At 69.5% G+C, this 12,957-nt stretch carries 7 protein-coding genes; all 7 read right to left on the bottom strand.

The features are described 5' to 3' along the window. Window positions 1–112: 112 nt before the first annotated feature. Window positions 113–2,086: a hydantoinase B/oxoprolinase family protein gene (locus BM064_RS03280; protein WP_092857853.1), complete on the bottom strand. Its 1,974-nt coding sequence runs from the start codon at window positions 2,084–2,086 to the stop codon at window positions 113–115. 3 nt (window positions 2,087–2,089) lie between these two features. Further along, entirely contained in the window at window positions 2,090–4,117 is a 2,028-nt protein-coding gene (locus tag BM064_RS03275) for a hydantoinase/oxoprolinase family protein (RefSeq protein WP_092857851.1), read from the bottom strand. Between the two features lie 139 nt (window positions 4,118–4,256). Beyond that, entirely contained in the window at window positions 4,257–5,228 is a 972-nt protein-coding gene (locus BM064_RS03270; RefSeq protein WP_092858772.1) for a helix-turn-helix domain-containing protein, read from the bottom strand. A 250-nt stretch (window positions 5,229–5,478) separates the two neighbouring features. Then, complete coding sequence (locus BM064_RS03265; RefSeq protein ID WP_092857849.1) at window positions 5,479–7,287, bottom strand: hydantoinase B/oxoprolinase family protein; 1,809 nt, start codon at window positions 7,285–7,287, stop codon at window positions 5,479–5,481. Between the two features lie 18 nt (window positions 7,288–7,305). Next, window positions 7,306–9,366 (bottom strand): hydantoinase/oxoprolinase family protein, encoded by a 2,061-nt coding sequence (locus BM064_RS03260; protein ID WP_092857847.1) that lies wholly within the window; start codon window positions 9,364–9,366, stop codon window positions 7,306–7,308. A 420-nt stretch (window positions 9,367–9,786) separates the two neighbouring features. Further along, window positions 9,787–11,157, bottom strand: a complete 1,371-nt coding sequence (locus BM064_RS03255) for an aspartate aminotransferase family protein (RefSeq protein WP_092857845.1) — start codon at window positions 11,155–11,157, stop codon at window positions 9,787–9,789. A gap of 83 nt (window positions 11,158–11,240) precedes the next feature. Next, entirely contained in the window at window positions 11,241–12,956 is a 1,716-nt protein-coding gene (locus BM064_RS03250) for a hydantoinase B/oxoprolinase family protein (protein WP_092857843.1), read from the bottom strand. Window position 12,957: the final 1 nt, after the last annotated feature.

Here is a 12,957-nt window from a genome sequence, read left to right as displayed (position 1 = left end):
TCGACCCGGGGCCTCTCGCGGCCGGCCACGCAGCGGTCCGGTCGGGGGGGCGGCGCCCCGGCGGCGGCCGGGACGAAACGGGGCGCGGCGGAAGACCCGCCGCGCCCCGGCATCAGGCGGCGACCTCGGCCCAGTGCGCCACGGTCCGCTTCTCGAAACTCTCGCGGAACTGGGCGGTGGACTTGGGCAGCAGCTCGCCGGTGTTCCAGTCGAGGATCGTCGCGTAGCGGCGCAGCGCATCCATCGCGTCGATCTCGCCGGCCTGGTAGCGCGCGGCGACCTCGGCCGGGTCGGTGCGGGCCCAGCCGAGGCGCTTGCCCCGGATCTCGGCGCGCAGCGTCTCGGTGGCCTCGGCGTCGATCTCGTACTCGCAGAGATCGGCGTCGATCTCCCGGATCACCACGCCGTAGTCCAGCGCCGCCCGGCGGATCGAGACGTAGTCGTCCACCACGTCCAGCAGCACCTTCGCAGGATCCCGCTCCAGCGGATCGCCGAAGCCGCCGCCGCCCGCGGTGGGCCGGGCGAAGACGTCCCCCGAATGCACCGCGTAGTCCGAGAAGACCGAGCCGAGCCACACGTCCTCGCCCGTCTCCTTCTTCGTCAGCGTCAGGCCGTGGGGCATCGAGGGCAGGCCGCCCTCCACCCCCCAGACCACCGCCCGCTCGCGGTCGCAGATGTAGGACATCACCGAGCCCTCGCTCGCCAGCAGCTCCGAGGTCTTCTGCACCCCGGCCCCGCCGCGCCACTTCCCCGGCCCGGCCGAGTCCTGGAGGATGTCGAAGCGCAGCGTGCGGGTGGGGTTCACCCGCTCGTTGCCCTCGTTGGGCTGGGACATCAGGCCGGTGCCGAAACAGGCGGTGGTGACGTCCGAGCCGTCCTTGCCGTTGCGCCCGCCCCAGCCGCCGGGAAGCCACTCGTAGAACATGAAGATCGGCTTCTCGGGCTTGCGCAGGTCGCGCCCGCCGCACAGCAGGTATTCCAGGTTGAAGGCGCAGGCGATGGCGCGCTCGGGCATGATCTGCGACCACATCTCGAAGATCGCGTTCATGATCTTTTCGAAGGGCATCAGGAAGCCGGTGACGGCCGTCGGCCACTCGGCGGCGACGATGGAGCCCGGGGGGGCCTTCACCGAGATCGCCCGGTAGAAACCGGAGTTCAGCGGCAGGTCGGGGAAGAAGGTCTTGGTCCCCGCCACCACCGCCGAGAAGGTCGCGCCGGGGGCGGAGTTGTACATCGAGGCGATGGTCGGGTGAGAGCCCTCGAAGTCGAAGAGGATCTCGTCGCCCTTGATGGTCATCTTGATCCGGATCGGGATCATGCCCTCGCCCTGCGACAGGTCGCGGTCGATGTAGTCCACCGTCTCCCAGGTCCCGTCGGGCAGCGCGGCGATCCGCTGGCGCATGGCGCGCTCGACGTAGTCCTGGACCTCGGCCATGCCCTGGGTGACCTGGTCGCGGCCGTATTTGCGCACCAGGCGCAGGACGTCGCGTTCGGCCACCTGGGTGGCCTGGGCCTGGGAGTGGATGTCCCCGATGATCGAGCCCGGGTCGCGGGTGTTGTTGGCGATCAGGTCCGCCACGTCGCGGCAGAAGCGGCCGCCGTGGAAAAGCCTGACGGGCGTGATCCGCACCGCCTCGCCGAACATCTGGCGCGACATCACGTCGAAGGAGCCGGGCACGGTCCCGCCCAAGTCCGACCAGTGGCCGTTGGACTGGGAGAAGCCGATCAGCGCGTCGTCGTCGAAGATCGGCCGCACCAGTCGCACGTCCGAAAAATGCGTGCCCCCCGCATAGGGGTCGTTGATGGCGTAGACGTCGCCGGGCAGCATCTCGCCTTCGAAATAGCGCAGCACGTCCTTGCAGGTGTAGTGCAGGGTCCCGACGTGGACCGCGATGTCCTGATTGCCCTGCGCGACGGAGTTGCCCTCCGCGTCATGCAGGCCATTTGAAAAGTCGCGGTTGTAGATGACGAACGAATAGCAGGTGCGCAGCATCCGCTCCGCCATCTGGTCGACTGAAGTTATAAAGCTGTTCTTGAGGACCTCGAACGTGACCGGGTCGAGGCTCTGCTTGCTGAGATCGTCCATGGGTCAGCCCTTCATGCGGATGAGGATGTTGGCGTAGCGGTCGACCTCGGCGGTCGTGCCCGGCGGAACCACGATGGTGGAGTCGAATTGTTCCACGACCGCGGGGCCCGCGAAGGTCGCCCCCGCGCCCAGGTCGTCGCGCCAGTAGAGCGCGGCGTCGCATTTCTCGCCGTCGAACCAGGCGGGGCGGGCGCCGGTGGCCTGGGGCGTATGCGGGGTCGGCTCGGAGGACGGCAGGTCGGCCTTGGGGACCACGCCGGTCGCCTTCACGGCGACGCGGAAGATCGCCACCGGGGCGTCGTCGCGGCGGAAGTTGTATTCCCGCTCATGCTCGGCGTGGAAGGCGTCGATCAGGTCGTTCACGTCCGTCACCGTCGACGGCACGCTCACCGACAACGAGCGCCACTGGCCCGCATACATCATCTCCACCGTGCGCTGGATCAGCATGTCCTTGGGCTCGACGCCCTCGTGGGCGAGGCGGGCGGCGGCCTCGGTCTCGATGGTGGCGAAGGCGGCTTCCAGCGTGGCGGGGTCGGTCGAGGCCGCATCCGCCATGAAGTTGTCCGAGTAGTCGTGCTGCACGTCCACCAGCAGGCAGCCCAGCGCCGAGGTCACCCCGGGGTTCGGCGGCACGATGACGGTGGGGATCGCCAGCTCCTTGGCGACCGCGGCCCCATGCAGGGCCCCTGCGCCCCCGAACGCCACCAGCGCGAAGTCGCGCGGGTCGTAGCCGCGGGCGATGGAGAGCAGGCGCACGGCGTTGGCCATGTTGGCGTTGGCGACCTGGACGATGGCCTCGGCGGCCTCGTGCAGTTCCATGCCGAAGGGTTCGGCCACGGTCTCGCGCACCGCTGTCTCGGCCTTTTCGGCGTCCAGCGTGATCTTGCCGCCCGCGAGGGACGTGCCCAGGCGCCCCAGCACCACGTTGGCGTCGGTGTTGGTGGCGACCTCGCCGCCCTGGCCGTAGCAGGCCGGGCCGGGGACGGCGCCGGCGGACTGCGGGCCGTTGCGAAGGCTGCCGCCCTCGTCCTTCCAGGCCATCGAGCCGCCGCCGGCGCCGATGGTCAGCACCTCGATCGAGGGGAACCGGATCGGGTAGCCGTATTCGACATACCAGTCCTTGGTGATCCGCGGCTCGCCCTCGTAGACCAGCGAGACGTCGGTCGAGGTCCCCCCCATGTCGAAGCCGATGGAGTTCTCGTAGCCGCAGAGCCCCGCGATGTAGCGCGACGCGATGGCCCCCGCCGCAATACCGGAACCGGCCAGCCGGGCGGAAAAGTCCTTTACGGAAGAGGGCGTCATCACCCCGCCTCCGGTGTGCAGCAGCAGCAGGTCGCGGTCGTAGCCGCCCTCGCTCAGCTTCTGGCCCAGCCGGTCGACGTAGGAGACGACGACAGGCGCCACCACGGCGTTGGCCATGGTGGTGGAGAAGCGCTCATGCTCGAAGATCTCGGGCATCACCTGGGAGGAGATCGAGACGGCGACGTCCGGCATCTCGGCCTTGAGGATGTCGCGCATCCTCTGCTCGTTCTCGCCGTTGACGTAGGAGTTCATGAAGCAGACCGCGATGGACGAAACCCCGCGCTTCTTCAGCACCTTCGCCACCCGCCGCGCGTCCTCCTCGTTCAGCGGCGCCAGAACCTCTCCGTCGGCCGAGACGCGCTCGCGCACGCACAGCCGGTCGCGGCGGGCGATGTAGGGCTTGGCGACGTCCTTGTAGGTGTCCCAGAGGTCCTCCTTGTTGGCCCTCCGGATCTCGACCACATCCCGAAAACCGTCGGTGCAGACCATGGCGGCGCGGGGCAGGCGGCGGGTGATCAGGGCGTTGGTCGCCACGGTGGTCCCGTGGGAGAACATCGAGACCTCGGCGAGGTTCACCTGCGCCTGGCCGATCCCGTTCAGGATCGCCTGCATCGGGTCGTCGGGGGTCGAGGCCGTCTTCTCGATCCGGATCGCGCCCGTGGTCTCGTCCATGATGCAGATGTCGGTGAAGGTCCCGCCGACGTCCACGGCGACTCGGGTGGTTTTCATCGTCCCTCCAGGGGGTTGTCTGGGCCCGTCGCGCAGGCGCACGGGGTCGGCCGCGGGCCGCGGGGGCCTGCGGGGATGTCGGCTTCGGGGTGCGAAGCGGAGGATCGGCGGGCCGTCGGCGGCCCGCCCGTGGCTCAGGTCAGGCGGGGCCGGCCGCGCCCTCGCGCTCGGCGGCGGCGGCGCGGCGGGTCTCGGTGGGCGTGCAGCCGAACCGGGTCTTGTAGAGACGCGAGAACCGCGACTGGTCCGAGAAGCCCCAGCGATAGGCGATCTCGGCGACCGAGGCCGCCCTGCCCCCGCCCCGCAGCTCCTCGGCGCAGCGGTTCAGGCGCTTGTCGCGGATGAAGCCGTTGATCGACTGCTCGCGCTCGGCGAACAGCCGCTGCAGGTAGCGCAGCGAGATCCCGCAGGCGTCCGCCACCTGCGCCGGCCCCAGCTCGGGGTCCTTGAGGTTGTCGCGGATATACTGCTCCGCCCGGTGCAGATGCGCCGCCCGGATCGAGGAGACCGAGCTGTCGAGCACCCGGTCGTCCGAGCGGATGGCGAGGCACAGAAGCTCCAGCAGGTGCATCCCCGCGGCCTCGCGCGCCGTGGGGCTCAGGTGCTCCACATGCGCGCCGGTGGTGCGCACCATGTCGAGGAAATAGGAGGCGACCCCGCAGGTCCCGTCGAAGTTCAGCGCCGCGATCCGGTCCGTCGGCCCGATGCGCGAGCGCACGCTCGCCGCCTTGACCTTCAGCACCCACAGCGAATTCGCCTTGCCGTGCCAGAACTCGTAGGGCGCGTCGCCCCGCTCCACCAGGAAGCCGCCCGGCTTGCAGTGGGTGGACCGCGAGCCCTGCGAGAAGCCGACCTCGGCGAGCTCGGGGATGGTGATCAGCAGGCTCGAGTCGCTCTCCTGCAGGAAGTGGCGGCGGTGGCGGCGATAGAGCAGCCCGTCGCAGGAGTTGCGCGAGATCGCGACGTCGCCCAGCGACCAGGCCTCCAGCCGGCCCTGGAAGGCGGCGCTGTTGCGGAATTCGACGTCGAGGGGGAAGTAGGTCTCGGAGACGGCCCGGCGCCAGTCGTCGCCGCCTTTCCCCGATCCATCGTGCTGCACCGTGTATTTCATGCGCATTCCCTGTCGGAAGCGGCGGCGGGCGCCGCCTGTTCCCTGTCTGGAGCGGTCCGGAGGATCGATTCGCATCGCCGATCTATTGGTCCGGACCTTAGTGTGGGCGCTCGGTTCCCTTCGGGGAAGCCGCAACGCCCGACACGTCCTACGATACGCCGGATTCGTCGCCGCTCTTGGTCGAAAACGCCCAAAAAGATGACCGTGGCCGCCCTGGCGCCCGCCGTCCGGGCGCCGGGGCGGCCTGGGGTCAGGCGGCGCGCAGGCGGGCGGTCTCCTCCCGGTCGACGGACCAGATCCCGGGCTCGCCTCCGGGGACCAGGGCCACGCGGTAGACCGCGCGCGCCGCCTCCGGGTCCAGCCAGCCGCGGTTGACCGAGCCCGCCACCCGGGCCGGATCGCGGGCCAGCGGGTCGCCGTAGCCGCCGCCGCCGCAGGCGGCGAACTCGATCTTCTGGCCGGCGGCGATGACCTCTTCGGAGAAGGCGGGCAGCGCCTCCTTCTCCTCGCCCGTCACGCGGATCGAGGCGCTGGCCCCGCCCGCGCCGCCGCCCAGCACGCCCTTGGGCGGCGTGTGGGTGCCGTCGGCCGCGTAGATGATCGTCATGTCGTGGTCGAGCGGGTAGAACACGCCGCCCATCGCCGGCGCGCCCTCGAATTCTCCAAAACCCTGGGAGCCGGGGATCACGCCGCGGCGCTCGACGACGATGGGATACATGCTCTCGTCCATCTCCACGCTGTCGAGCTGGATCAGCCCCGCGTTGGCCGAGCCGCAGAAGGTCAGCCAGCCGTCGTGGCCATGCACCGCGCCGCCGCCGCCGTAGCCCACGAAGATCTGGTTCACGTAGCCCTTGCCGTTCTTCCACGGGTCCGCGCCCGAGATCACGCCGACGCCTGCCGGCAGGTGCCCCGCGCTCTCGGCCCGCCCATACGGCGCGCCCATGCCCGAGAACACCGCGTCGCCCGCCACCATCAGCCGGTCGTTGACGTTGGTGGTCGCGACCGAGGTCCCCACCGGATACTTCGGCTTGCCGATGGCCGAGCCCTCGCGCATCCGCACCCTCACGCGGGACTTGGCGCCCTCGTTATGCGGCACGCTTTCGGGGAGGTTGTTGAACACCCCGATGCGGCAGGAGCCGGTGCAGGTGTTCTCGCTGAGGTTCAGGCCGCCGGGCACGCAGTCGACGTTGTTGGTGACGTCGACCAGGATCTCGCCGGCGATGGGGTCGACCTCGATGGCGACGTGAACGGGGATGCCCTCGTCGGCGACGCCGGGGACGGGGTCGTGGCGGGTCTCGTATTCGTAGCGGCCCGCCGGCAGCTTGGAGATCGCGGCCTTGGCGCTGCGCGCGCCGTAGTCGAACCAGTCCTTGATGAAGCCGAGCACGGTGTCGGTCCCGTAGCGCTCGCACAGGTCCATGATCCGACGCTCGCCGGTGCGGCAGGCGCCGATCTGGGCGCGGACGTCGCCCATCCACAGGTCCGGCACCCGGTTGCGCATCGCGCCGATGCGCAGGATGTCGGCTTTTTCCTTGTAGTTCCGGGCCATGCGGACCGCGGGGAAGTGCATGCCCTCCTCGAAGATGTTCTTGGCGAAGGGCAGGTAGGTGGAGGGCGCCGGCGCCCCGGTGTCGGCGTGGTGGCTCAGCGCCACCACCCAGAACAGCGGCTTGCCGCCGACGAAGACCGGCATCGCCATGATCAGGTCGGCGTGGTGGGTGCCGCCGGTGTAGGGGCAGTTGTTGATGTAGATGTCGCCCTGCTCGATGTCGTCGAACAGATCCGTCAGCGGCCGGGTCGCGAGGTCCATGGACATCACGTGGATCGGCAGGGCGTCCTCGACCGTCACCAGCTCATGCTCGTAGGTCAGGATCGCGCAGGAGAAGTCGCGGGCGTTCTTGATCACCGCCGAGCGGGAGGCGCGCATGACCACCAGGGTCATCTCGCGCACGATCGCCTCGAAGCGGCTTTTCAGCACCGACATCATGAAGGCGTCGATGCGCCGGGTCTCGCTGTCCGCGTCGCCGGAGGTGGAGTGGGTCTCGATGAATCCGTCCATGGGGGTGTCCTCCGGGGGTCAGGCGACGGCGACGACGAGGTTGCCGTGGGCGTCCACGCGGCCGTCGTGGCCGGACTTGAGGTAGGCGGTGAAGGTGGCGGCCTCGACCAGGGCGGGACCGGAGATTTCCGCGTCGGCCCCGAGGGTTGCGAGGTCGTAGACCGGCAGCTCGCGGGGCCCGCCGGCGGCGTGGTCGTAGACCGGGCGGCGGGTCTTGGGGGCGGGGGCGCCCTGTTGCTGCGGAAGGGTCGCCTCCTTCCACTGGTCGCGGCCGCGGCGCAGGCCGATGGCGCGGAGCTTCCAGGCGGTGAACTCGACCACGTCGGTGTCGGAGCGGATCGAGTAGATGCGCTCGTGCATCTTGTGAAAGGCCTCGACCAGGGCGGGGAGGTCGGCGGCCGTCAGGGTCCCGTTCGGGGCCTCGAAGGGGGTCTCGATTTCAAAGCTCTGGAACTCGTAGCGGCCCATGAAGACGAACTCGTAGACGCGGTCTTCCTCAGCGATTCCAGCGGCTTCGAGGAAGCCGGCGCCCTGCGTCATGAGTTTCGCGAGCGTGGCGTTGACGGCGTCCACGTCGAAGGCGGCGTCGGAGGTCAGGCAGACGGCGGCGTCCTCGCGCCGGATGTCCGAGATCAGGCCGCCGAAGGCCGAGAGGCCGGCCATGAAGCGGGGGACGACGTAGCGCTTCAGCTCCAGGATGTCGGCCATTTCGGCCATGTGGATGGCCGTGGCGCCGCCGCCGCAGACGAAGACGGAGTCGCGGGGGTTGATGCCCTCGCGCACGGTGATCTCCTCGATGGCGGCGACCATGTTGTGGTTCGAGGTGGTGTAGATCGCGTAGGCGGCCTCGGGGATCGTCACGCCCAGGCGATCGGCGACCTTGGCGATGGCTTTCTCGGCCAGATCCTTGCGAAGCTTCATCTTTCCGCCAAGGAAATAGTCCGGATCGACGATGCCGAGCACCACGTTGGCGTCGGTCACGGTCGGCTCGGCCCCGCCCGCGTCGTAGCAGGCCGGGCCCGGCCGGGCGCCGGCGGAGTGGGGGCCGACGCGCAGCAGCCCGCCCTCGTCCACCCAGGCGATCGAGCCGCCGCCGGCGCCGACCGAGCGGACGTCCACCTTGGGAATGCCAAGACTGTCGTCGTGGATCATGCCGTCGGGGGTGACGATGATCTTGTGGTCGCGCAGCGCCGAGACGTCGAAGGTCGTGCCGCCCATGTCGCCGACGATGATGTCGGCCTCCTCGCGCAGGGCCAGCGCGGCCATCGGGGCCAGCGTCGGGCCGGACATCACCGAGTAGATCGGCTTCGCCATCATCTCGGGCACCGGCATCATGCCGCCGACGCAGTTCGCCAGCAGCAGGTCGCCTGAAAAACCCTCGGAGAGGAGGGCAGCGTTCAGCTTTTCCACGTAGGCGCGCACGATCGGGGCGATGGAGGCGTCGATGGCGGCGGCGATGGTGCGCTTGTATTCGCGCGGCATCGGGTTGATTTCATGGGACAAGGTGATGGGGATTCCGGGGAGCTCCTCCTCCAGCGCCGCCTTCACGGCCAGTTCGTGGGCGGGGTTCACGACGGACCACAGGAGGCCGACGGCGACGGCCTCGACGCCCATCGCGCGGAACGCGCGGCCGGCCTCGCGGGCGTCGTCGAGCGACAGGGGGACCAGCTCGCGCCCGCGGGCGTCGATGCGGCCGGCGACGGAGCGGGTGAGGCGGCGGGGGACGTAGGGCTCGGGGTAGTCGAGGCGGTACTGGAAGGCGCCTTTGCGGGGCCCCTCGCGCAGGACCAGGATGTCCTCATGACCTTCCGTCAGGAGGAGGCCGACCTTGACCGTCTTGCGCTCGACCAGGGCGTTGGTCGAGACGGTCGAACCGTGGACGATTAAATCAACTCGGTTGATGAAATCGCCGAATGATTCGCCGTAGCCCTCGGCCGCGACCTTGAGAACGTTGAGAAATCCTTTCTCGAACGCGCCGGGCGTGGTCGGCGACTTGAAGATCGAGATCTCGCCGCCGCCGTCGGAGATCAGGCAGTCGGTGAAGGTGCCGCCGATGTCGATGCAGGCCTGGTAGGTCATGGGGGGTCCGGTCGCAGGGAGGGAGCACGCAGGGCCGGCGGTCCGGCCCCATCGGGAGGGCGGGTCGTCCGGACATGCGGGGACCGTCCGGTCGCGGCAGGCGACAGGGGACGCGCCGGCGAGGGCGCGCGGTCGGTCAGGTCCGGAGAGGTCCGGGGGGCCGGGGAGGACGGCCCGTCCGGGGATTCTTTGAACGCGGGCGCCGGGAGGGCGTCAGCGGCCGGACAAAGGTCCGGCGGGTCGGTCGGGGCCGGGAGGGTCCGGCGGGTCGTTCGGCGCCGGGGGCGTCCCGGCTGGCGCGCGCCGGGCGGGGCCGGCGGGGCGAAGGCCGGCCAGGGGCCGGCGTGGGGAGCGGAGGGGCCGGGAGGGCGGCCCGTCCGCGGGAGCGGGGCGCCCGGGAGGATGCCCGGGCGCGGAGGCTTACCTGCCGAGGGCCTTGCGGACGTCCTCGAGCGCCTTGCCGAAGCGGGCGACGATGTCGACGGCCTGCTCCTCGGTGGTGATCAGCGGCGGGCAGAAGCAGACGCTGTCGCCGGTGGCGCGCAGGATCACGCCGTGCTCGTGGCCGGCCTTGAAGACCGACATGCCGACCTTGCCGACCGGGTCGAACTTCGCCTTGGTCGCCTTGTCGGCCACCAGCTCGCAGGCGGCGATCAGGCCGACGCCGCGGACCTCGCCGACCAGCGGGTGATCGGCGTATTTGGCCAGCTCGCCGCGCATCACGTCGCCGACCTTCGCGGCGTTGGAGACCAGATCCCGCTCCTGGATGATCTTGATGTTCTCGACGCCCACGGCGGTCGCGACGGGGTGGCCCGAGGTGGTGAAGCCGTGGCCGAAGGTGCCCAGCGCCTCGGAGCCGTCGGCGATGCCCTGGTAGATCTTGTCCGAGAACACGATCGCCGCCAGCGGCTGGTAGGAGGAAGTGATCTGCTTCGACAGCACCAGCACGTCGGGCTGGATGTCGTAGGTCTCGCAGGCGAACATCTTGCCGGTGCGGCCGAAGCCGTTGATGACCTCATCGGCGACCACGAGCACGTCGTACTTGCGGCAGACGGCCTGGACCTTGGGCCAGTAGCCCGCAGGGGGGACCAGCACGCCGCCGGCGCCGATCACCGGCTCGCCGATGAAGGCGGCGACGGTCTCGGGGCCTTCCTCCAGGATCTTGGCTTCCAGCTCCTCGGCGAGGCGGGTGGAGAATTCCTCCTCGGTCTCGCCTTCCTCGGCGAAGCGGTAGTGGTGGGGGGTGGTGACGTGCTTCATCTGCGGCAGGGGCAGGTCGAAGCCGCGGTGGTTCGCCGGCAGGCCGGTCAGCGAGCCCGAGGCGATGGTGATGCCGTGGTAGCCGTTGAGGCGGGAGATGAACTTCTTCTTCTCCGGCCGGCCGATGGCGTTGTTGTAGAACCAGACCATCTTCACGACGGTGTCGTTCGCCTCGGAGCCGGAGTTGGTGAAGTGCACCCGGTCGAGGCCGTCGGGGGTCATCTTCACCAGCATCTCGGCCAGCTCGACCGAGGGCTCATGCGCCTTGTGGGTGAAGGTGTGCGAGTAGGGCAGGATCTGGAGCTGCTTGTAGGCGGCCTCCACCAGGCGCTTCTCGGAGAAGCCGAGGCCCACGGACCACAGGCCGGACATCGCCTCGATGTACTTGTTGCCGGCATCGTCCCACAGGTGGATGCCCTCGCCCTTCGCGATCACGATCGGTCCGTCGCGCTCGTGCGCGCGGGCGTTGGTGTAGGGGTGCAGCAGGTAGGCGACGTCGCGCGCGGCGGTGGAGTTGGGCAAGGCGTCCATTAGGGGGTCTTCCATCAGTCAGGTGGCCGCGCATCGGGCGCGGCGAAGGGGGGCGGGCGCAGGGGCCCGACCCGATGGCGCGATCATGCAGGTTCGGACAGGGGCGCGTCGAGACGCACGCCGTAAATCCGTTCGGCATCCTGAGCGGTGATCCAGCCGTCGAGCACGTCGTCGATCACCGCCTGGCGATCCCGCTCGGCCGGATCGCCCCAGCCGCCGCCGCCGGGGGAGGAGATGCGGATGCGGTCTCCCCTGGCGATCGGGACGTTGGCGAACTTGGAGGGCGAGGGTTTGCCGTAGAGCTGCGAGACGGTCTTCCACTCGCCCTCGGAGGCTTTGGTGACCATCAGGAGTTCGGCGCGCCCGCCCTCCTTGCCGCCGTGGATGCCCCAGGGAGAGATCTTCTGGCGGTCGGACATGTAGGAGTAGGTCATGTCCGCCCGGGCGGTCAGGGTCTTGGAAATCGAGTGTCCGCCCCGATGCTTGCCGGCGCCGCCGGAGCCTTCGACGAGCTTGAATTCCTCGACGTGGAAGGGGAAGCGATACTCGAAGACCTCGACGGGAATGTGGGGGCAGTTGCCGTTGATCCCGCCGACCGCGTCGTTGCCGTCGGCGAAGGCGCGGCCGCCCCAGCCGACGGGGGTGAGGTCGTAGCAGCAGAAGAACTCGCCCGTCTCGGGGTCGGTTCCGCCGAACAGGAAGTTGGAGTGGGAGGCGCCGTCGGTCGCCGCCGAGCGGGATTTGAGGGCGGGGGCGAGGGCGCCCATCACCGTATTGGCGACGCGGCAATGGGTCTCGGTGTTGCCGCCCACGCAGGGGCCGGGATAGTCCACGTTCACCACCGTCGAGGGGGGCGCGATGACCTTGATCGGGCGGAAGCAGCCGGAATTCTTGGGAATCGAGGCGTCGGTGAGCTGGAGGATGGCGTTGTAGGCGGCGCCCCAGGCCACCCCGAGCGTGGCGTTCACCGGGCCCTTCGCCTGCGGGTCGGAGCCGTAGTAGTCCACGATCAGCCCGTCGCCCTGGACGTGGACGGTGACGTTGATCTTGTAGGCTTTGTCCTCGATCCCGTCGTCTTCCATGTAGTCGTGGAAGGTGTAGGCGCCGTCGGGGATCTCGGCGATCTCGGCGCGCATCCGGCGCTCGGAGTAGTCCATCAGGGCGGAGACATGCTCGCGGAAGCCGTCGACGCCGTGCTTTTTCGCGAGGTCGGCCATGCGGCGCTCGCCGAGGTCGACGGCGGCGATCATGGCGCGGTAGTCGCCGTAGTTGAAGCGGGGCGTGCGGACGTTGGCGAGCATCAGGCGCCAGACGTCCTCGTTGTCCTTGCCGGCGCGCTTGATCTTCACGGGGGGGACGCGGAGGCCTTCGTGGAAGATTTCCGTGGCCTCGCCGGGGAAGCCGGCGGGGGCCATGCCGCCCACTTCCGCCACGTGGCCGATGGCGACGGAGAAGCCGATCAGCTGGCCGTCGACGAAGACGGGCTTGAAGAAGGTGTGCTCGGGGGTGTGGAGGCCGCCGCGGTAGGGGTCGTTGTGGACGATGACGTCGCCGGGCTCGAGGTCCTCGATGTCGATCTCCTGGACGCAGGAGCGGAGCAGGAGCGGCATGCCGCCGATCATCGAGGGGCAGAAGTCGCCGGTGGCGACGAGTTCGCCGGTGGGCAGGGCCAGGCCGCAGGTGAAGTCGAGGCTCTCGGAGAAGATCGTGGAGTAGGAGGTGCGCATCAGCGTCACCCCCATGTCCCGGCAGATCGAGACCAGGATGCCGCCCACGATGTTGAGGGAAACCATGTCCATG

The sequence above is a fragment of the Albimonas pacifica genome, from assembly GCF_900113695.1.
Taxonomy (GTDB): Bacteria; Pseudomonadota; Alphaproteobacteria; order Rhodobacterales; family Rhodobacteraceae; genus Albimonas; species Albimonas pacifica.
Note: the sequence above shows the minus strand (reverse complement) of the source record. Positions and strands in the feature narration are given on the sequence as shown.